Source organism: Anaerotaenia torta, from assembly GCF_050433395.1.
In the GTDB taxonomy this organism is placed as follows: Bacteria; Bacillota; Clostridia; order Lachnospirales; family Lachnospiraceae; genus Mobilitalea; species Mobilitalea torta.
In genome coordinates this window covers 106,497-126,420 of the sequence record NZ_JBNPXH010000006.1, presented here as the reverse complement: position 1 = coordinate 126,420, position 19,924 = coordinate 106,497, and the positions used below count along the sequence as shown (strand labels likewise).

The following is a 19,924-nucleotide window of genomic DNA, read 5'->3' as shown; positions in this document are numbered from 1 at the left end:
ATTACGTGACTCACCTGCAAATCAGCGGTAAAAAAGAGCATACAAAAAGCACGCTGCCAGAGCGTGCTTATATTCCATAATTAATCAATACGATTCATACACGATTCGGGTTGCTCGAAGAAGGCGCAAGGCTGGTTACACATGCCGAGAATCACACTGTGTGCCTTGCCGGTATTCAGTTAGATTGTTGTCACCTCAATATATTTTCCTGCCATAATCCAACACTCCTTTCTCAATCAAAACCCATCGAATTAATTTAAACCAATTAAATTCTATCTCAAATCCCATACATTGTCAATCATTTTTTAATGGAATGCCTCTGTCCCTATCCTATATCACGCTCTCGGAACCTCCAGACACCGATCACGGTAAATGCCGCCGCAAGCAGCGTCAGTATAATGAGAGGCGCCGCGGAAAATTCCTGTACGGGCAGCTGCGGTATGTTTCCAAAGGGCGTTATTCTTGAAGCCCATTCCGGCATATTCATGATCCTGCCGAAATACATTACAATAAAGGTATACCCGAATACCGCCCATACAAGAGAGGTCAGCTTCGGCATAAAACCCGCCAGCAATGCGGCAATCCCCATCATGGTCCAGATTGCGGGAAGATAATTAAAGCCTGTTTTCAAGAGCGATCCCACGGTAAGCTCTCCTCCTGATGATATACTGAGTCCCAAGGTCATCAGCAGCTCCAACACAATGCTCTCGGCCACGGACACAGCAAGAAAGCTTGTGTACAGCTTGCCGCGAGGTACGGATCTGGCGAAGATCTGCTCCAGCCTGCCGCGTTTTTCTTCACTATGAATCCGGATTGCGGTCATTACAGCGGGAATGCTGGCAACGATGGACATAATCAGAAATATCATGGCAATATAGTTATCCAGAAGCGTCGTCCTGCCTTCCGCACCTAATATTTTTTTCATCATCTCATTGTTTTCAACAAAATCATTGATGTTGGTACAAACGCTGCCGTAGGACGCTCCCAGCAAAAACACGGCCGCCGCCCAGCCCAACACGGAACCGCGGGATACCCTCCAGGCGAAGCCCAGGGGACTGAGCAGGAAACGCGATGCCCTTGCCCTGCCCTTTCTTGCCGGCAAAACACCGGCACCATGATCGCGCATCGCACCGATCAGCAATGCGGTAACAGTGAGGACAACTCCCTCCAGAAGCAGTATAATAAGAGGCATCAGAGCGTCACTGTAAAATGCCTCGACCTTCAGCCCAAGCCCAAGGGGTGAGATCCAGGAGAGGGCGTTGGAGCTCACATCCCCCAGTGCCCGCATAATATAAAACAACCCCAGCAGTGCAAAGCTAAAGCCGCTTACTCCATGGGCGGTGGAAAACAACTGGGCTCCCAGGAGGGTCAATCCCGCAAATACAAATCCGACAACTCCAATGGCAACACCATAGGCAAAAACGCCGCTGACCGTCGTTCCGCCGATGTTCACAGCCAGGAGCAGGGCTGCCGTAAATATGGAGATGAGCAGATTTACACCGAAGGCAAACTTAATTGCCGCCAGGCTGCCGGTCAGCCTGCCTACCGGCAGTGCGCGAAAGATTTCAAGGCGTCCCAGCTCCTCATCCACCCGCGTGTGACGATTGATCAGAAAAATATTCATCACCGCGGCAGTGATCAGAAACCATACCAGGCATTCCTGTGCCATTACGCTGGCCTGGGTCAGGTTCTCCATTCCATAGACATTGCCCATCATCGCCACCATTGCCGGATTGCTCATTGTGGCGGCCATTTGCACGATCTCAGCCTGACCGGGCAAAAGCCCCGGATAAATCCCGGCAAATATTGCCGCAAACCCGGCAATGCAGATAATCCAGATGACAGAGCTGATTCGTTCCCGGCGGCATATAAATCGCAGATAGGTTCCCAACCGAGCAAAACTATTGTTCATAAACTCACCGCCCTTCATATTCCGAGAGGAAGAACTCCTCCAGTGTTCGTCCCTGGGCTTTCACAGAGATATCCGCCATGGAGCCGTCAGCCACAATCCTGCCCTCGCGGATGATGCTGACGCTGTCTGCAAGCTTCTCCACCTCGCTCATAATATGGGATGACAGAAGAACCGTCTTTCCTTCTTTTTTCATCTCACTGATTCCATCCTGGAACACCTTCTCCATCAGCGGATCCAGGCCGCTGGTGGGCTCGTCAAGGACGAACAGTTCCGCATCCGATGCGAAGGCCGCCACAAGCGCTACCTTCTGGCGGTTCCCCTTGCTGTAGGTACGGCATTTCTTGGACGGATCAAGCTCAAACAGCTGCAGGTAGCGTTCCCGCTTCCCTTTGTCCGCTCTTCCGCCATTCATGGACAGGAAGAGGTCTACGACCTCGCCCCCTGTGAAATTGTTCCACAGGTTAACATCACCCGGAACAAACGCAATCCGCTTGTGAAGCTCCACTGCGTTCTTCCAGGCATCCTGCCCGAAGATCCGCACCGTTCCCTCCGTACAGCGGAGAATGCCCAGGAGACAGCGGATTGTCGTGCTTTTTCCTGAACCGTTGGGACCCAGGAAAGCATGAACCTCCCCTTTCTTCACCGTCATATCTACGCCGTCCAGCGCGGTGAACTTCCCGAACCTCTTCACCAAACCACGAATATCAATGACTTCCATTTCACTTCTCCTCCTTATAGAATATTTGCCGCAAATCGTCCGTGAACGCGTAGAATTTTGACCATTCCTCCGCCAGAGCGGCTTCATCCGACGTATTCAGTTCTCCTCTTTTGAATCTATGCATAATGTCGGCCTCATAGCCGTCAAACAGCCATTTCATGTATTTGACCACTGCCGTTCCATCCAGATCCCTGCGAAATAAGGAATAATCAATCCCTTCGTAAATTCTCCGAAGGATGAGCTGTCTCATTTCCTCAATATCTTCAGCGAACTTTCCAAAATAATGTTTATTCTCCTCCTGGTAAAAGCTTTCGAAGAAGCTGATCACCTCAGGAAATTCCTTCAGTGATTTGCGCTTAAGCTCTGTCAGCATCTTATATCGCTGAAGGAAATCACCCGAATCCGTTTCATATCGGTTAATATACTCCGTCCTGGCAAAGGCAAGGGTATATTCGCAGAGGAAATCGAACAATTCTTCCTTGCTGCCAAAGTAGTAGAACAGCATCCCCTTGCCAATTTGTGCATTCTCAGCAATTTTATTTGTAGAAGCCCGCTTAAAACCTTTTGCGGCAAATTCCGCCAAAGCGGCTTTTATGATTCTCTGCTGCTTTTCCCTGTCCAGGGAATGAAACACATCAAATCGACTTTCCATTAGACCACCTCCCAAAAAGTTATTAACCTTATTAAATCCAATCTTAGACCATATCGGTCTATATGTCAAGATGAATTTGACTTCATAATCCCCTGCCTCTGCGAATAAATTGTATCATAGCAAATAGAAAGGAATATGGAGATGGATCATTCTTATTCCGAAAACCAATGTATCTATAAAGTAAACGCCCCTTATCCGCCGGTGCGTGTAGATGAGCAAAACCCCGTCTATGCCTGCGAAATACTGAGTAATATAGGAGGGGTTGTTTCTGAGATGAGCGATACTGCCCGGTATTTTTATAACTCCGTGGTGACAAGGCAGATGCATCGTTGGATTGCCGAATGCTTTTATCATATCAGCATCGTTGAAATGCATCATCTGGATATCTTTGCCGAGCTTGCACTGCAGCTTGGGGCAGATCCGCGGCTCTGGTCCGGCCGGACATGCAAAGAATGGTGGAGTCCGTCTTATAACCAGTATCCGCGTGAAATGCGGGCCTTGATCAATGCCTCCATCAAAGCGGAGGAAACTGCCATCTGTAAATACAGTGAACAGGCAGCCAGCATCCGCGATAAAAACATTGCAGCCATATTAAACCGCATCATACTCGACGAAGAACGCCATGTTCAAACCTTCCGGGAAATGTATCAGCAGATATAAATGCATGGAGCAAATTTATATTGATATTTTCGCTTATCCTGACTTCCGTTCCTAATAACTCCTTATTCTTTGAATAATTAATAACCTCAGCGGAAAAATAATAGAATGATGTTTCAGGATGTGAAATGTGTTAATATAAATAGTGAAATGAGGTGCATTATGTCAGAAATTTATCTTGCAGGCGGTTGTTTTTGGGGAAGTGAAAAATATTTTTCATTGATTCGGGGTGTTCTGTCCACACAGGTCGGCTATGCGAATGGGGAAACGGAAAATCCCACTTATGAGGAAGTGTGCTACCGGGATACAGGGCATGCGGAAGCGGTGCGTGTTGCCTATGATTCTGAAATCCTTCCTCTGGAATTTTTACTGGAGCTATATTATGAAGCCATTGATCCGGTTTCTGTAAACCGGCAGGGAGGGGACCGCGGAACCCAGTACCGGACCGGCATCTACTATGTCAATGACAAGGATCTGCCGGTAATTGAGCGCTCCCTGGCACATCTGCAAAAGCGGTTCAGCAAGCCCATTGCCATCCAGGCGGAGCCGCTTCGCAACTTCAGCCCCGCCGAGGAATATCATCAAAAATATCTGGATAAGAATCCGGGAGGCTATTGTCATATTTCAAAGGCCAAGTTTGAAAAAGCGGCAAACTCCACTGTAAATCCTGTTACTTACAAGGCACCGGATGCTGATACGCTGCGCAAAACCCTGACTGCCTCACAGTATGAGGTGACACAGAACAATGCCACCGAGCCGCCCTTCCGGAATGAATTCTGGAATACCTTTCAATCTGGAATTTATGTGGACATCACAACCGGTGAGCCTCTCTTTGCCTCCAGTGACAAATTTGAATCCGGCTGCGGCTGGCCCAGCTTTTCAAAACCCATTGATCCGGGTGTCATTCAAGAAAAGCAGGATACCTCTCATGGAATGCACCGGACAGAGGTTCGAAGCCGTGCGGGAAACGCCCATCTGGGTCATGTTTTCGACGATGGCCCCAGGAAGACAGGCGGTCTGCGGTATTGCATCAATAGTGCGTCTTTGCGGTTTATCCCGAAAGATAAGATGGAGCAGGAGGGCTACGGATATCTTTTGGATAGGGTTATTTAATTGAAAAACGCCTTCCCGGGGCTGAACAGCAGCCGCGGAAGGCGTTCTTTTTTTATGAGGCCAGGACGGGATTCTCTTTCCATTATGTGAGCCAAAAGGAAACGCGCTGTATCATATCCGCTGTCTTAGCCCTCCGGGAAGACAACGGAATCTCTGAATGCCTTAAACTGTCTTTCGATATCCGAATTTTGTGTAAAAAAATCCAATAATGCTTTTATCTCCAATACCGTCATAGGACTCAGCGTATGTTCTATCAACTCTGTCTCTTCCAAAGGATGGGGACTTCCCAGCATAAGAAAAAAACGTTCTATGATATTATGACGTTCCAGCAGATAAAATCCGGCTGCCCTTCCCTTATTGGTTAGCAGAATGCTGTCAAAGCTGTCATATTCCAGATAACCGAGCCCAACCAGCCTGGAAACCATTTTTGATGCAGATGACGGCCTGACATGCAGCCGGTCAGAAAGTTTATTGATACGCGTATAGTTTTCCTCTATACATAATCGGTATACCATTTCAAGATAATCCTCCAGAGCGGGCGTGAGATCGCTCTCATTTTTCTTTTTCAGCTGATATCCCCGAACCGTATAGAATTCATTGTACGGAACCTTGCTCATAATCATTCGTCCTCTGTTTTCAAATTTTATATAGTATATTCGTAACACTTTACACTTAGGCATCATAGATTAGTCAAGGGAAAGATGATTTCCCGCCCCTAACAAAGTGGATGAAAAAACATTTCCTTTTATATAATCATAAATTTTATATAATTGACTTGCAATCTTTTGTGTTTAGGCATATAATATAATATAATTTAGGTATACCTAATTATTTTTAATTATACAAATGTATTATATTATTGGAGGACGATCATCATGGATACTGATACGAAACGGCTTTTCCGTTGTAAAATACCTATTTTAATCGTAACCGCTCTCGTCCTGCTGGTTGGAACGCTTGTGAAGATACTCTCAGTATGACATTTCTAAAACAGGATTACGCAACTCATGGGGTATATTTTTGTAAACGGAGGAAGATAAAATGACACCAAATAAAGAAGATTATTTAAAGGCTATCTATAAACTGGGAGGCATGGAAGAACTGGTAAGCAATAAGCAGATTGCGGAAGCTTTGCAAATCGCCCCTGCTTCCGTCACTGAGATGCTGGGAAAGCTGAATCGGGAAGGATTTATTTATTATGAGCCCTATAAGGGGTCCCGTTTAACGACGGAAGGAATAAGCGCCGCCATTTCTCTGGTGCGCGGGCATCGTCTTTGGGAAGTGTTTCTCATGCGCCATTTGGGCTACTCCTGGAGCGAGGCCCACGAAGATGCGGAGCTGCTGGAGCATATTACTCCCTCACGCCTGACCGCCCGCCTTGATAAATTTTTGAATTATCCGATGTACTGTCCTCATGGAAGCGCAATTCCTCATCCTGACGGGCAGGTCAGCTCCACTCCGCTGCAGACCTTGAACCTGCTTCCCGTCGGCATAAGCTCTCACATCCGGCGTGTAACGGAAGAAAAGGAATTGCTGGACTATCTGCAGGAGAACGGAATTACCATCGGAAGCCCCGTCCGCATTGCGGATGCCGCAGCATATGAAGGTCCGCTGACACTGGACCTTGAAGAAAAACGTGTTCAGATCAGTTATAAGGCCGCCTGTCAAATCTATGTAGATATAGCAGAGGGGCAATCATACTGAATCAATTTAAGGAGGTTTCTTATGAAGCATAAAATGAAAGGCCTTATTGGCGTATTCCTGAGTTTCACATTATTGCTTGCCGGCTGCTCTGCCCCGGCGGCGAATATGGATTCATCAAAAGATAAACTAAATATTGTTGCTACTACCACCATGCTGGCTGATTTGTCCGCCGTCATCGGCGGAGAACGGGTTACAGTCAGCGGTCTTATGGGGCCCGGCATCGACCCGCATTTATACCAGGCCAGTGCGGGAGATGTTTCCCTGATGCAGAAAGCGGATGCGGTAGTGTACAACGGTCTGCATCTGGAGGGAAAGATGGGAGAAATATTTGAAAATCTGTCCGGGCAAGGAGCAACCGTTATCTGCATTGAGGAGGGCTTAGACGAAGCCAGACTTCTGGCCTGGGAGGAGGATAGTTCCGTCCACGATCCCCATATCTGGTTCGACGTTTCCCTATGGAAGGAAGCCGCAAAAATTGTAGCCGACGGATTATCTCAAACCGACCCCGAGGGAAAATCAGATTATGAAGCAAATCTGAAGTCTTACCTGGAAGAGCTGGATAAGACGGACACCTACATCCGCAATCGGGCTGCCGAGCTGCCTGAAGCACAGCGCGTACTGGTCACGGCTCATGATGCATTCCAATACTTCGGTAAAGCCTACGGCTTTGAAGTACGGGGGCTGCAGGGCATCAGCACGGATGCGGAAGCCGGCACGGCTGATGTGAGCAGTCTGGCTGATTTTATTATGGAACGGCAGATTAAGGCCGTCTTCGTGGAGTCTTCCGTTCCGCCTAAGACAATTGAAGCCTTGCAGGCCGCAGTAAAAGCCAGGGGCTTTGATGTTGCCATCGGCGGCGAACTTTACTCCGACTCCCTGGGTGACGCGGATTCCGGAGCCGGTACCTACATTCTGACCGTCAGGGCCAATATTGATACCATCGTGGATTCCTTAAAGTGATGGGAGGTAAGTATATGGAGAAACAACAAAACTATGTGGTTGAGGTAGAGGATCTGACCGTAGCCTATGATGCCAAGCCGGTTCTCTGGGACATCGATCTGAAAATCCCAAAGGGAAAGCTGATGGCGGTGGTGGGCCCTAACGGAGCCGGGAAGACGACCTTAATAAAAGCCATGCTGGGACTCTTAAAACCGGTTACCGGAGCGGTTCGCTTCCTAGATGGCGGCAATATGCATACGCTAAAAAAACGTATCGGTTATGTTCCTCAAAGCGGCAGTGTTGACTGGGACTTTCCGGCCACGGTACAGGATGTGGTGCTGATGGGTTGCTATGGCAAGCTGGGATGGCTTCGCCGCCCCCGCCAGGCTCATAAGGAGCTGGCAAAGCAGATGCTGGCCAAAGTCGGCATGCAGGACTATAGCAGCCGTCAGATCAGCCAGCTCTCCGGCGGCCAGCAGCAGAGGGTATTCCTTGCCCGGGCGCTGGCCCAGGAGGCAGATGTTTATTTTATGGATGAACCCTTCAAGGGAGTAGATGCCCAGACGGAACGTATTATCGTAACTCTGCTGAAGGAACTGAAGGAACAGGGCAAAACCGTAGTGGTGGTGCACCATGATTTGCAGACGGTTCCGGACTATTTCGATTGGGTGACCCTGATTAATCTGCGCGTGGTTGCCTGCGGACCTGTGGAAGAGGTCTTCCACGAAGACAATCTGAAAAAGACCTATCACAGCTCCGGCACCCTTTTAAGGAGTGTTGTGTGATATGGGCGGTATGATTGCTCTGCTTTCCGATTATACATTTCAAACAGTGGCTTTGGGCTCCGCTCTTTTGGGGCTGATCAGCGGTGTGCTGGGCTGCTTTGCAGTACTGAGGAAGCAAAGCCTGCTGGGAGACGGGGTGTCTCACTCTGCCCTGCCCGGTGTAGTTATGGCTTTTGTCCTGCTGGGCAGCAAAAACACAGAGGTGCTGTTGCTGGGTGCCTTACTCTCCGGCTTGCTGGCAACCCTGTTCATTGTCGGTATCGTAAGGCATACCAGGGTGAAATTTGACAGTGCGCTGGCACTTGTGATGTCCGTATTCTTTGGCTTGGGGCTGGTGCTGCTTACCTATGTGCAGAAAATCCCCAACTCCAACCAGGCAGGATTAAAACGCTTTATCTTCGGTCAGGCATCCACGCTTTTGCAAAGAGATCTCCTCTTAATGGCTATTTGCGGTCTGGTATTGTTTTCATTGGTGCTGCTGTTCTGGAAGGAATTTAAGCTTTTTACCTTCGACCCGGATTTTGCGCAAAGTCTTGGCTTTTCGCCGAAGAGGCTGAATCTGCTCCTGTCATCCATGATTGTGCTGGCTATTATCATTGGATTGCAGACCGTGGGTGTCATCCTCATGAGCGCTATGCTGATTACCCCTGCCGTTGCCGCACGCCAGTGGACGAATAGGCTATGGGTTATGGCAGCTCTTTCGGCACTATTCGGAGCGGTATCCGGCATCATGGGTACCGCCGCCAGTTCTCTGGTACCAAAGCTTCCCACCGGGCCGGCTATTGTGATTTGTGTCAGCGCTATGGTGGCCGTCAGTGTTCTGTTCGCTCCGGGCCGGGGCGTGCTATACCGGCTTCATCAGCGCAGGAGAAACAAGATTCTATATCGATTGGAAGGAGGTGCACCGGATGTCCCCTCAGATTGAAATCCAGATCATCGCCGTAATTGTGGCAGTCGCCTGCGCTCTCCCAGGCACGTTTCTTGTGCTTCGGAAGATGTCCATGATGTCGGACTCCATTACCCACACGATTCTGTTAGGTATTGTGCTTGCCTTTTTTGTCACCCATGACCTCTCCTCCCCCTTGCTGATTGTCGGAGCGGCAATCATGGGGGTGATAACCGTCTGGTTGACAGAGCTGTTAAGCCGGACACATCTCCTGGCGGAGGATGCCGCCATCGGTGTGGTTTTTCCGCTGCTCTTTTCCATCGCCATCATCTTAATTACCCGATATGCCGGTTCGGTTCACCTGGATACGGATTCCGTACTTTTAGGAGAGCTGGCCTTCGCTCCTTTTGACCGCATGGTCATCGGCGGCGTGGATATCGGTGCAAAGGCGGTCTATACAACCGGAGCCCTGCTGCTGATTAATCTCGCCGCTATTCTTATCTTCTTTAAAGAACTGAAGGTGGCAACCTTTGATCCTATTCTGGCAGCCGTGCTGGGCTTTTCCCCGGCACTGGTCCATTATGGTTTGATGGCACTGGTGTCCTTTACCACCGTCGGCGCATTTCAGGCAGTGGGTTCGGTGCTGGTTGTGGCCTTTATGATCGGTCCTCCGGTAACGGCTTATCTGCTGACGGACGATCTCAAACGGATGCTGGTTTTAAGCGGAGCCATTGGAGCGGTCAATGGAGTCCTGGGGTACCAGGCAGCCGCACTGCTGGATGTCTCCATCGCCGGGAGCATGGCGGTAGTGACCGGATTGGTATTTCTGGCCGTATTTATCCTTGCTCCCCGCAGAGGATTGATCAGCTCTCTGCTTCGGCGCAGGAAACAGAAGACTGCCTTCGCCAAAGCAACCCTTCTCTTCCACCTCTCCAACCATGAAGACGGCGAGGAGAAAATCGCAGAAGCAGGCATTGGCACCATACAGACACATCTTCACTGGACGGCGGATTTCACATTGAAAATTATTAAAGCATTGAAGCACGAAGGCTTTGTTCATCTTTCTGAAGGGCTGGTGAATCTGACAGAAGAAGGCAGAAAAGCCAGCATCCGCAACTATAATGCATTTTTCTCTAAATAATAGGGATATTCCGGCCATAGCAGAAGCAGTGCGGCAGGATCGTGATATTATAACAAACAAAGGTATCGCTCCATCACTGAAATCGGGTGATGGAGCGATACCTCCCAAGCAGCCGCCCTTTATGGCCTTCCTCTTTTTCATTGCCCAGTCATAGTGGCTGGAAGTTGCAGCCGAATTTATTAATACCAATTAATTTCCGCAATTTTTATCAACCATAGAAGCCCACTTTGGGGTATAATGAGGTATGAACTATAAAGAACATATTGAAATTGCGCTGGCATACATAGAATTTAACCTGAAGATTGATCTGGGTGTCGCTGACCTGGCACGGGCAGCGGGTTATTCGGAATACCATTTTTTACGGGTATTTAAAGAAGTCACCTGCTTAACCCCTGCTGATTACATACGCAAGCGGCGGCTTTCAGAGATTGCACGGGAAATAATGCAACATGACCGGCCCATATCAGAGATTGCTTTTGAATACGGTTTTAATTCTAAGGAAAATTTTACGCGGGCTTTCAAGGCGGAGCACCATGTTCTGCCTACGGAATATAAGGCAGCCGGTAACAGTCTGAAGCTGTATGACCGGCTTCGTTTACAGGCGGCATCTTTTGAAGTAATACCTGAGATTGTTACCTTATCCGACTTTGAATTGACGGTGTTTAAAAGTGATGAAGACTATGCTCCGAACTTTTGGAACAAGTATAATTGTAAAAAGCTGTCCCAACGGCTCTCCGGGGGAAAGGTCTGTGAAGACTACGGTGTTTCCCTGTGGAACGCGAAAGAAAACCGATTGGATTATTGGAACGGAATTCCCACGAAGGAGGCTCAGGGAAATGCTGCCGGAACCGTTCAAATTCATATCCCGGGAGGATTGTATGCTGTATTTGCCACTCCTTTGGCAACGCATTTTGATTTTGTGAATACAATCCATCGGACATGGGGCTATATCTCTGATACCTGGCTGCCAAAAAGTAATTACCGCCGCACCGGCAGTTATGAGTTTGAAAGCTATGTTGAGGCCAGCCGGACCTTCAGCGAGAAAATCTATATCCCTATCGAAGAGAAAACCTGACTCTTTCGGAAAAATATCAATAACAAAACAGAATATGCACAATACATTAAAATAAGGGAGGTTCCATTTATGAAAAGGTTAAACATCACATGGGATGAAATCCATGACAGTACCGGCTATCTCTTCTCCCTCGCGAAATCCCTGGCCTGCGCCGTTAAAAACAGTCCCTGGCCGGAATATGCGGAGGATATCATTGCAACCAGCGGCTTTGCGTTCCGTATGTGGGTGTCCGCTGACCTTTGTCCCTCTGCTACCAGCATCTGGGACTTTGGATCTCAGAGCGCCTGGGTGGAAAACGGAGGGCTGACTTGCGGTTATGTGGGCCGTTACTGGGGACAGGAGGACATAGAAGAAGAAAAGCGGCTGGAAGCTGTCACGATTATTAAGAAGTCCATCGACAGCGGCGTCCCTGCTGTTTCATGGGATATCGGCGTTCCTGAATGGGGCCTGATTACCGGCTATGATGATGAAACCCAGATGTTCTATACTTTATCCATTAACTCGGAACACGCAGATCCGACAAGCCCCTCTTATAACGGCGCACAAATGCCCTATCAGCAGCTTGGCAAGAGGGAACTGCCCCTGTTGTCAGTGCTGACAATCACAGGAAAGACAGACAAGTCACAAGAGGATATCCTGCTCGATACCATGAGGCTGGCGGTTTCCCATTTACAAGGCGGGGAATGGTGTGATAACGCCAAAGGACTGGAAGCCTATCCCGCATTGATCCGGCATTTTGAAGAGGCTTTCAATCCCGATGCATCCTGGAACATGGAATATTTCCTCGGCACCTTTGGAGCCTTGAAATATTACGCATGGAAGTATTTTCAGAAAATGAAACAGGACAGGCTCGCCGCCCTTTACCAATCGGTGTATGATGCGTGGCAGGAAGCATTCCAGATCAAAACCGGCCAGGATGTCAGCCTGCCGGAGGTACGGGCCAAAATTGCAGCGTTGCTGAAATCGGCTCAGAAGAACGAAATCCAAGCCGTGGAAATTATGAAGCAAAGTATTTGATCATACAGCAGCCGGACATGCTTCTCTCATGTCCGGCTGCTGGTTATATCTAATCTGTCATCTGTTTCATAGATTTCTATATCGGCAGTATAATTCTTCCCGTTCCGCTCAAAGGATTTATACAGCCATAATATTTATGTTACATTCACGTGCGGTACAGTGCTGCATTTTCGGATTGATTTTGTGTAATACGCCATCCTTGCGAAACCGGGAGCCTGTGCTTCTGAACTGGAACGAAACACCGGATTTTATACATTGCTCCCGCAGTTTCAAAATCCAGTCATAATCACACTCTCTCGCCTCTCTTCCGGACTCGCCGCAGGCTGTCACATGCTCCACGCCATGAAGATACGGTTCCAGATTGATTTCACCCAGCAAGGGACCACACACTATGATACGATGCCTGATGGGATAAGATAAAAACAAGGGCAGCCGATCATCCGCTATTTCCTGGTTTTCCACCGTACAGCCTATAGTCACATTATCATACCCCTCTCCCCAATCCTCCGGCAGGGAAACAGGAAAACGGTCAATTCTTTTTGTAATAAAGAAAAAATGCAAATCAGGGCGCTGTTTCATAATGCTCCACGCTTCCTTCCGCCATTCATCGGCCTCCGGAAGAAAAAAATCAGTTGTAAAACAGGTATCTACCGTTTTACCGCCCTCCATTTTATATTTGGTTATTTTTTTACGCGGCATATACAGCGTTTCAATTGGTTTATAAAAATCATCTGTTTTCACAACTTCATTCTGCCCATACCGCTTCGAATATAACCCGTAATAATAACAGTACGTACAGCCATCACTTATTTTGTAACACCCTGTCCACGGTTCCCAGCCCACAATTGCTACCTGCTTTCCTTCTCATTTATTCCGTGTTTTATCCCTGACATCTTATGTACGGTCCGACATGAGTATGCCATACCAATGCATATCAACCCAGTTACCATTGATATCCTTTGTTTGCTGCCTTAAAACACCTTCCTGCTTCATGCCCAGCTTTTTCATAAGGGAAACAGATTTTACCGGATCGGTAGTTTCGGCGGTGATTTTGTGAAGGCGGAGCACGTCAAAGCCATAGTCCATCAACGCCCTGCTGGCCTCGTAAGCATAGCCCTGCCCCCAGAACTGCTGATTGAAGATCCAGCCGATTTCATAAATACCGGCTTCCTCGCCGGGCAGCTGTTTAAATAAAGCATGGCCGATCAGCCTGCCTGTCTGTATATGCTCCACCGCAAAGGCAATGGGCTTTTCTATGAAATAGTCCAGCCATTTTGTGCACTCCTCCATATTATAGGGCGGCTCACATTGCTCCATGACTACGGGGTTTGAAAAAATTTCAAATAAATCCTGCAAATCCTCTTCTTTATAATTTCGTATCAGTAACCGTTCTGTTTTCAGCTCCATCTGATTCACATAAGCTCCATTGCACGTATGGCATGGTCTCCTTTCAATTTGGCATTCGTTATTCATCCATCTCACGCTCTGGCGGCAGCAGAAGACGTTGGTTCACCCGGCCGCCGATTTGATGGGTATGCTCCGCCCCTTCCATGGGGTAGGAGTCGGTCTGTCTCAGCCTGAATCTGGCCAGCAGTCCTTTCAACAGATTGGATTGTCCCGACAGCTCCTCGCTGGCTGCCGCACTCTGCTGCGCGGTTGCGGCGTTGGTCTGTACCACCGATGAAATCTGCTCAATTCCCTGATTGAGCTGGGTAATGGCCGTTGCCTGCTCCTGGGAGGCTTCCGCGATCTTGTTGATCAATCCGACGGCCTCGTCGGTCTCTTTGGCGCTTTCCTCCAGCGCGTTTGCAGTGATGTCCGCCGTCCGGCTGCCATTTTGCACTGCCGCCAGGGTTTCTTCGATCAGGGCGGTAGTGTCCTTGGCGGCCACTGCCGACTTCCCGGCCAGGTTCCTCACCTCATCCGCTACCACGGCGAAGCCCTTGCCGTGCTGTCCGGCCCGGGCTGCCTCAATGGCTGCGTTCAGCGCCAGAATATTGGTCTGGAAGGAAATATCTTCAATAATTTTAATAATTTTCATAATTTCGGAGGATTTGAGGGTGATTTGTTCCATCGCAATGACCATCTCCTTCATATGGTCATTGCTGCTGCGCAGCTCTCTTCCCGCAAACTCTGCCTTCTCCTGGGCCAGCTTGGCGTTCTTCGCATTCTGCCGGACCTGCTCGGTGACCTCCGCGATGGACGCGGACAGCTGTTGGATGGCGCTGGCTTGCTGGGCCGCCCCCCGGGAAAGAGCCATAGCACCGCCGGATACCTGATCCGAGCCGCTGTCCACCAGATTGGCGGACTGATGAATTTGCAGCAGCGTGTTATCCAGGTTGGCCAGCATCGCCTGCAGGTTGTCCTTGACTTTTTTGAATTGGCCCGTATATTCCCTCCGGAGTTCAACGGTCAGATCCCCCTGGGCCACGCTGGACAGAACGCCGGAAATTTCATCGATATAGCCCTGGTAGTTAACAAGTCTTTGTATGGTGAGCTGGAAGGCATCCGAAAGCCTGCCCAGCTCATCCTTGGATTTCACAAACAGCTCTATGTCAAAGTTTCCGTCCGCAATCTGCTGGGCGGCCTTTGTAATGGCTTTGATGGGCTTTGCGATAGCGCTGCTGATGGAATAGGTGATGACCGCGCCGGCAACCGCCATAACCAGGCACAACCCAACCAGCATCCAGGTAAGGGCAACCGTCCGCTCCAGCACCTCGTTCTTTTCCAGTGTCATAGCCATGATCCACGGGCTGTCCTCAATGGGGGCATACCCCACCAGCTTTGCCTTACCGTTGTAGGAATATGTCCCGCTGCCAACCTGGCGGGTGATCATCTTCTCGGTGAGGGCACCCAGCTCCTTGAGGGAGGAATCGGTCTTGGCATTTTCAATGTCGTTGTCCTGCATCAGAACAAGATCGGTGTTTTTGTGGCCCACCGTGACTCCCTGATTGTTGACAATATAACCATATCCGGTGGTCTTATAGGTGACCTTCTCGCAGATTGCACTCAGGCTCAGTCCGTCCCTTCTGCCGTACAGTACCCCGATGATCTGTCCATTTTCATACACCGGTGCCGCATACACCAGCACGGGCTTTCCGTCCAGCTTGCTGAACATAACATCGGAAGCGGCGGGGGTACCCTTAATCGCCGACTGGAAGAATTCCCGGTCTGCAACATCATTTGTCTCCCTTGTGCTGTTTAAGATGATGGCTTTGCCGTTTTTATCCGCAAATCCGAACAGAATAAAGTCAGCCCTCTTTGCCTCGGCCTCAAAATAGGCAATCTTTTGCTCCAGCGGAACTGAGCTGTCGGTAATCACAGGAACCTGGGCCAGCACATCTATATACTGGAGCTGGGCATCTCTTCTGGAGGTAATATACTGAGCCTGTGCCTTTGCCATCTCCGCCAGATCGTCCTGGGCGTCCGACAGCAGATCCTGACTAACGATGTAGATTGCGGCACCGCCAAGGGCGACAGTAACCAAAAAGATAATTAGTGTAAACGTTGCGACCAGTCTTAGCTTGATTGATTTCATGAATACCTCTCCTCTACCCTTTCAATTTGTTGTGTCACGTCAAACCATGCTGGAAAAAATACTTTGTTATTATTGTAACACACTACTCAATAAATAGAAATAGGCAGTTTTTTGTCGAAAACCACGAACTAAATCCGGTATAACGGAAGCGAGTACTATATTTTCAAAAATAACTACACAATGAAATGAGACAGGGCGTGATAGATCAAGGCAATACCGACAACTCCCGCCAGCGCAGGGGCAAGAAAATTTGACAGCTTGGTAACCTGGGCCTTAATCACCCGGTAAAGAAGATCAAATTTATCTTGTGCCTTTATATAAACAAAATACAGGATTGCCAAAGGCAATGTATAAATCACATTATATACAATAAGTATAAAAGTCAGCGGGAGAAGGCTTAGCCGGTAATTAAAAAGAATGGCCAGGAAGGCAAAATAGGGCAATGCCGTTGTCAACTCCGAAATAGTTGCTCCCACGCCGAAGGCGACTAAAGCCATAGGCGTGACGGATTTTATTTTATGTGCCACCTCTGCTTCTTCTTTCTCGTTGCTATTATTCTCGTCCGACTTCAAAGATTGGATTTGTTTTTTTAGTTTTTCAAGCTTATTGCTTTGGATCAAATAGCCGACTCCAATCAAAAAAGCAATGCCGAGTATTAGTTCTGCAATCAGTAAGACCTGCTCATACCGTTCTATCAAACTGCAAAAAAAACGGCCAATCAATGTGACCAGCCCAAAATACGCCAGAAATCCGCCTATTAAATTTGTGACACCGGTCGGTATGATAAAATACCAAATATGCTTCGGCTTTTTCACCATGCCCTGTAAAACAAACTGCTGTGTGATTGCAATGGGGTTCAGGCTGTCTGCCGCACTTGTTACAATCGTTGAAATCAATAATCCCCACATATCTCTTCCTCCTTCTGAGTCAAAAAAATAAAACCTGGGAGCCGAATTAACAACTCCCAGGTTTTTGTCCTTCCGTGTACACAATCTAAAGACTGTGCGTTTTCTCTCGGTCCAGGCTAACATTCTCTGTTACGGAACCCTAGAAAACTTAAAATATTCAGATGTCCTTCTTTTGTCTGGCCAGCTCAGCAGCCTCTTTACCGCTCATGTGTTCAATCCTCAGCGCGATCATGCATACACTGTTATATCCCTTTTCAACCGCCTCTAATTGATGACCTTTCTCCAGGGCCGGCGAATATCTTGCCGTTAGAATTTCAAGGGCCTTTCTTTTTTCCCCATCCTCCAGAATACGGGCCCTGCCGAATACAATAACACTGCGGAAGTAACTGGTATACTCCTCCTGCACCACCTGATCCTGGTCGATCACACAGAAGGAAACCTTCTCATTTCTGGCGATGGCATCCAGCTTATGCCCGGTTTTGGCACAGTGGAAATATATTTCATTGTCATGATATACATAGCTGAGGGGAACGGCATAGGGATAATCATCGTCCCCGGATACAGCCAGCACTCCCGATGTTCCGCACTTTAAAACCTCCAGGTTCTCCTCCATGGATAAAGCTTGCTTATTACGGCGCATTTCTCTAAACATATAAAAACTCCTTTATATTCAATTGTTTTTCCCCCACCCGATATGAATGATTTTCCAACCATTTCTTCCGTCCATTATAACACAGAAAACCCGGCCAAAAAAGACGGAAACAAAAATCTTTTTTAACCGGGTAAATCCATAAGTCAGATTTAAATCAGCAGAGAATGATTTTATAGCTCCTGTGCATTGTAGAGCTTTGCATAGATGCCGTTTCGTCCGTACAGTTGTTCATGGGTGCCTTGTTCTGCAATCCCTTCCTTTGTGAGAACCACAATACGGTCGGCATTTCTCACTGTGCTCAGTCTGTGGGCGATGATGAACAGCGTATGGCCTTCTGCCAGTGTCCTCAGGCTGTCCATAACGGCCTTTTCACTCTTATAATCCAAGGCACTGGTTGCCTCGTCAAAAATAAGGATGGGAGGATTTTTCAGGAAAACCCGCGCTATACTGATTCGCTGCTGTTGCCCGCCGGAAAGCTTTACGCCGCGCTGTCCGATATCCGTGTCATACCCATTGGGCAGCTCCATAATAAACTCATGGGCGTTTGCCTTTTTTGCGGCTTCTACTGCTTCCGCCTCTGTTGCACCGGGCCTGCCGTATAAAATATTTTCCATAACCGTACCTGCAAACAGGAAGGTCTCCTGGCGCACGATGCCGATCTGCTGCCGGAGGGGATGCAATGCCATATCACGGACGTTGATTCCGTCGATACAAATCTCCCCTTCAAGAACATCATAGAATCTGGGAATAAGGGAGCATAAGGTTGTCTTCCCGATGCCGGAAGGGCCTACGATGGCAACGGTTTCACCCGCCTGCACATCCAGGCTGATATTCCTCAGCACATAATCCTGCCCCTCGCTGTATCGAAAGGTTACGCTGCGAAACTCCACACGCCCTTCTTTCACTTGTACCTCTAAAGCATTTTCCTCATCCTGTATTTCAAGGGTCAGCTCCATTATCTCGCGGAAACGCTCATAACCGGATATCCCCTCCTGATACTGCTGTACCATAAATGCCAGCTTCGGGACCGGCGAGGTAAGATAGGCGGCATACAGGATGAATACCAGAAGATCGGGCACATCCAGTTTGGCACCGGCAATCCAGATACCCCCTGCCACAATAATCGCCACCGTAATCAGCTGTGTGAAGAAGGTCTCGATTACCGTATAATGCAATGCCTCATTCTTGTATATGGCGGCACGGCTTTGATAAAAGCGGCTGTTTTCCTCTGAGAACTTTCTGATTTCCAATTCCTCGTTGGCAAAGCTCTTCACCGCCCGGATACCGGACAGATTCTCCTCTGCCTGCCGGTTGACCTCAGCGATACAGCTGCGGCTCTTTGCATAGGCTTTCTGGAGCTTGCCAAAAAATACAAACGAATAGATTCCCATAACAGGCAAAAACAAGCAGATAACCAAGGTCAGTCTCACATTAATGTGAAGCAGTATAATCAGGGAGCCGATAAACTGCGTACCGTAAATAACCAGATTCTCCGGCCCATGATGATACAGCTCCGTTAAGTTTAAGAGATCATTTGTCAACCGGGACATCAACTGCCCCGTCTTCTGGCTGTCGTAAAAGCGAAAGGAAAGCTTCTGAAAATGTCCAAACAGCTCCATTCGCATATCGCGTTCAATTTTTGCCCCCATATCATGGCCTTTATAGTCAGAAAACATTGCAAAGCCGGTCTGAAGCACAATGATAAACAGCATTAGCGCACCGGTCTGCAAGATGGCGGTTAATATATTTTCTGTACCGTTTTCCATGACGTCTTTCGTAATATATCTCACACAGACGGGCAAAATAAGGGCAAGAGCCGCGACAAAAATGCTGGACACAAGATCCGCAATCAGCAATCCCTTATATGGTGCATAATAGGATAGAAACTTACGTATTTTTTGAAACTTTTTACTTGATGTCATACAATCCTCCATAATAGAAGGGTTATAATATAGTCACCCTCCTTGATTTGATTCTGGTAACTATAATTGTATTTTTCATATTCTTCACCCTTTCTCTCCATTTATTATTACACCACGCAAATTCCTTTGCGGTATAATCGAAATAATATTAATGGTATAAACATGCTTATAGACAATATAATTCTATAATTGATCGTGAGAAAAAACTATTTATAAAACAGTTATAATCACTTTTTACCATAAATGATGCCTGATCACTTATATGTTAATTTATTTTCCTATCTATAAGTCTCATTGTCCCTGAT

General features: G+C 48.1%; 19 protein-coding genes and 1 riboswitch. Of the genes, 9 read left to right on the top strand and 10 right to left on the bottom strand.

Annotated features, from left to right (window positions below; genetic code table 11):
• Positions 1-325: 325 nt before the first annotated feature.
• From HNQ56_RS11480 to HNQ56_RS11470, 3 genes are read right to left on the bottom strand one after another with little or no spacing between them, the layout of a single operon-like run.
• Positions 326-1,912 (bottom strand): ABC transporter permease, encoded by a 1,587-nt coding sequence (locus HNQ56_RS11480; protein WP_429145965.1) that lies wholly within the window; start codon positions 1,910-1,912, stop codon positions 326-328.
• Between the two features lie 4 nt (positions 1,913-1,916).
• Positions 1,917-2,630 (bottom strand): ABC transporter ATP-binding protein, encoded by a 714-nt coding sequence (locus HNQ56_RS11475; protein ID WP_429145962.1) that lies wholly within the window; start codon positions 2,628-2,630, stop codon positions 1,917-1,919.
• 1 nt (position 2,631) lies between these two features.
• Positions 2,632-3,282, bottom strand: a complete 651-nt coding sequence (locus HNQ56_RS11470) for a TetR/AcrR family transcriptional regulator (RefSeq protein WP_429145960.1) — start codon at positions 3,280-3,282, stop codon at positions 2,632-2,634.
• 141 nt (positions 3,283-3,423) lie between these two features.
• On the opposite strand from HNQ56_RS11470, the gene HNQ56_RS11465 reads away from it, so the two are divergent.
• Both HNQ56_RS11465 and msrB read left to right on the top strand, forming a co-directional pair.
• On the top strand, positions 3,424-3,942 hold the full coding sequence (locus tag HNQ56_RS11465; RefSeq protein ID WP_429145957.1) for a ferritin-like domain-containing protein: 519 nt from the start codon (positions 3,424-3,426) through the stop codon (positions 3,940-3,942).
• A 159-nt stretch (positions 3,943-4,101) separates the two neighbouring features.
• On the top strand, positions 4,102-5,052 hold the full coding sequence (msrB, locus tag HNQ56_RS11460; RefSeq protein WP_429145954.1) for a peptide-methionine (R)-S-oxide reductase MsrB: 951 nt from the start codon (positions 4,102-4,104) through the stop codon (positions 5,050-5,052).
• 125 nt (positions 5,053-5,177) lie between these two features.
• On the opposite strand, the gene HNQ56_RS11455 is transcribed toward msrB, so the two are convergent.
• Positions 5,178-5,669: a metal-dependent transcriptional regulator gene (locus HNQ56_RS11455; RefSeq protein WP_429145951.1), complete on the bottom strand. Its 492-nt coding sequence runs from the start codon at positions 5,667-5,669 to the stop codon at positions 5,178-5,180.
• 424 nt (positions 5,670-6,093) lie between these two features.
• Between HNQ56_RS11455 and HNQ56_RS11450 the strand changes: the two genes are divergently transcribed.
• From HNQ56_RS11450 to HNQ56_RS11420, 7 genes are all read left to right on the top strand, one after another.
• Positions 6,094-6,756 carry a metal-dependent transcriptional regulator gene (locus tag HNQ56_RS11450; protein WP_429145948.1) on the top strand — a complete coding sequence of 221 codons (663 nt, stop codon included), beginning with the start codon at positions 6,094-6,096 and terminating at the stop codon, positions 6,754-6,756.
• Between the two features lie 21 nt (positions 6,757-6,777).
• Complete coding sequence (locus HNQ56_RS11445; protein ID WP_429145946.1) at positions 6,778-7,716, top strand: metal ABC transporter solute-binding protein, Zn/Mn family; 939 nt, start codon at positions 6,778-6,780, stop codon at positions 7,714-7,716.
• Between the two features lie 14 nt (positions 7,717-7,730).
• Complete coding sequence (locus tag HNQ56_RS11440; protein ID WP_429145943.1) at positions 7,731-8,480, top strand: metal ABC transporter ATP-binding protein; 750 nt, start codon at positions 7,731-7,733, stop codon at positions 8,478-8,480.
• Position 8,481: 1 nt separating this feature from the next.
• Positions 8,482-9,405 (top strand): metal ABC transporter permease, encoded by a 924-nt coding sequence (locus HNQ56_RS11435; protein WP_429145940.1) that lies wholly within the window; start codon positions 8,482-8,484, stop codon positions 9,403-9,405.
• Positions 9,389-10,507 carry a metal ABC transporter permease gene (locus HNQ56_RS11430; RefSeq protein ID WP_429145937.1) on the top strand — a complete coding sequence of 373 codons (1,119 nt, stop codon included), beginning with the start codon at positions 9,389-9,391 and terminating at the stop codon, positions 10,505-10,507. Before HNQ56_RS11435 ends, HNQ56_RS11430 begins: the two co-directional genes overlap by 17 nt.
• A gap of 244 nt (positions 10,508-10,751) precedes the next feature.
• On the top strand, positions 10,752-11,582 hold the full coding sequence (locus HNQ56_RS11425; RefSeq protein ID WP_429145934.1) for a helix-turn-helix domain-containing protein: 831 nt from the start codon (positions 10,752-10,754) through the stop codon (positions 11,580-11,582).
• 69 nt (positions 11,583-11,651) lie between these two features.
• Positions 11,652-12,599, top strand: coding sequence for a hypothetical protein (locus HNQ56_RS11420; protein ID WP_429145931.1), 948 nt, complete (start codon positions 11,652-11,654; stop codon positions 12,597-12,599).
• 117 nt (positions 12,600-12,716) lie between these two features.
• Here HNQ56_RS11420 and HNQ56_RS11415 read toward each other — a convergent pair whose 3' ends face one another.
• The 6 genes from HNQ56_RS11415 to HNQ56_RS11390 form a co-directional block, all read right to left on the bottom strand.
• Positions 12,717-13,442 (bottom strand): DUF5131 family protein, encoded by a 726-nt coding sequence (locus tag HNQ56_RS11415; protein ID WP_429145928.1) that lies wholly within the window; start codon positions 13,440-13,442, stop codon positions 12,717-12,719.
• Between the two features lie 51 nt (positions 13,443-13,493).
• The gene (locus HNQ56_RS11410) at positions 13,494-14,006 is read right to left on the bottom strand and encodes a GNAT family N-acetyltransferase (protein WP_429146433.1); all 513 of its coding nucleotides are present in this window, start codon (positions 14,004-14,006) and stop codon (positions 13,494-13,496) included.
• Between the two features lie 58 nt (positions 14,007-14,064).
• Positions 14,065-16,137, bottom strand: coding sequence for a methyl-accepting chemotaxis protein (locus HNQ56_RS11405; RefSeq protein ID WP_429145925.1), 2,073 nt, complete (start codon positions 16,135-16,137; stop codon positions 14,065-14,067).
• 173 nt (positions 16,138-16,310) lie between these two features.
• The gene (locus tag HNQ56_RS11400) at positions 16,311-17,045 is read right to left on the bottom strand and encodes a GAP family protein (protein WP_429145922.1); all 735 of its coding nucleotides are present in this window, start codon (positions 17,043-17,045) and stop codon (positions 16,311-16,313) included.
• A 51-nt stretch (positions 17,046-17,096) separates the two neighbouring features.
• Positions 17,097-17,199: riboswitch (guanidine-I (ykkC/yxkD leader) on the bottom strand.
• Between the two features lie 3 nt (positions 17,200-17,202).
• A complete protein-coding gene (locus tag HNQ56_RS11395; RefSeq protein ID WP_429145920.1) occupies positions 17,203-17,697 on the bottom strand; it encodes a pyridoxamine 5'-phosphate oxidase family protein in 495 nt (164 codons plus the stop codon).
• 170 nt (positions 17,698-17,867) lie between these two features.
• Entirely contained in the window at positions 17,868-19,619 is a 1,752-nt protein-coding gene (locus HNQ56_RS11390; protein WP_429145917.1) for an ABC transporter ATP-binding protein, read from the bottom strand.
• Positions 19,620-19,924: the final 305 nt, after the last annotated feature.

Excerpts from the sequence above, each read along its gene's own strand:
- HNQ56_RS11445 (WP_429145946.1), top strand. The coding sequence starts at position 6,778 with ATGAAGCATAAAATGAAAGGCCTTATTGGCGTATTCCTGAGTTTCACA.
- HNQ56_RS11465 (WP_429145957.1), top strand. The coding sequence starts at position 3,424 with ATGGATCATTCTTATTCCGAAAACCAATGTATCTATAAAGTAAACGCC.
- HNQ56_RS11435 (WP_429145940.1), top strand. The coding sequence starts at position 8,482 with ATGGGCGGTATGATTGCTCTGCTTTCCGATTATACATTTCAAACAGTG.
- HNQ56_RS11475 (WP_429145962.1), bottom strand. The coding sequence starts at position 2,630 with ATGGAAGTCATTGATATTCGTGGTTTGGTGAAGAGGTTCGGGAAGTTC.
- HNQ56_RS11390 (WP_429145917.1), bottom strand. The coding sequence starts at position 19,619 with ATGACATCAAGTAAAAAGTTTCAAAAAATACGTAAGTTTCTATCCTAT.
- HNQ56_RS11470 (WP_429145960.1), bottom strand. The coding sequence starts at position 3,282 with ATGGAAAGTCGATTTGATGTGTTTCATTCCCTGGACAGGGAAAAGCAG.
- msrB (WP_429145954.1), top strand. The coding sequence starts at position 4,102 with ATGTCAGAAATTTATCTTGCAGGCGGTTGTTTTTGGGGAAGTGAAAAA.
- HNQ56_RS11400 (WP_429145922.1), bottom strand. The coding sequence starts at position 17,045 with ATGTGGGGATTATTGATTTCAACGATTGTAACAAGTGCGGCAGACAGC.
- HNQ56_RS11480 (WP_429145965.1), bottom strand. The coding sequence starts at position 1,912 with ATGAACAATAGTTTTGCTCGGTTGGGAACCTATCTGCGATTTATATGC.
- HNQ56_RS11455 (WP_429145951.1), bottom strand. The coding sequence starts at position 5,669 with ATGAGCAAGGTTCCGTACAATGAATTCTATACGGTTCGGGGATATCAG.
- HNQ56_RS11450 (WP_429145948.1), top strand. The coding sequence starts at position 6,094 with ATGACACCAAATAAAGAAGATTATTTAAAGGCTATCTATAAACTGGGA.
- HNQ56_RS11440 (WP_429145943.1), top strand. The coding sequence starts at position 7,731 with ATGGAGAAACAACAAAACTATGTGGTTGAGGTAGAGGATCTGACCGTA.
- HNQ56_RS11430 (WP_429145937.1), top strand. The coding sequence starts at position 9,389 with ATGTCCCCTCAGATTGAAATCCAGATCATCGCCGTAATTGTGGCAGTC.
- HNQ56_RS11405 (WP_429145925.1), bottom strand. The coding sequence starts at position 16,137 with ATGAAATCAATCAAGCTAAGACTGGTCGCAACGTTTACACTAATTATC.
- HNQ56_RS11420 (WP_429145931.1), top strand. The coding sequence starts at position 11,652 with ATGAAAAGGTTAAACATCACATGGGATGAAATCCATGACAGTACCGGC.
- HNQ56_RS11410 (WP_429146433.1), bottom strand. The coding sequence starts at position 14,006 with ATGGAGCTGAAAACAGAACGGTTACTGATACGAAATTATAAAGAAGAG.
- HNQ56_RS11395 (WP_429145920.1), bottom strand. The coding sequence starts at position 17,697 with ATGTTTAGAGAAATGCGCCGTAATAAGCAAGCTTTATCCATGGAGGAG.
- HNQ56_RS11425 (WP_429145934.1), top strand. The coding sequence starts at position 10,752 with ATGAACTATAAAGAACATATTGAAATTGCGCTGGCATACATAGAATTT.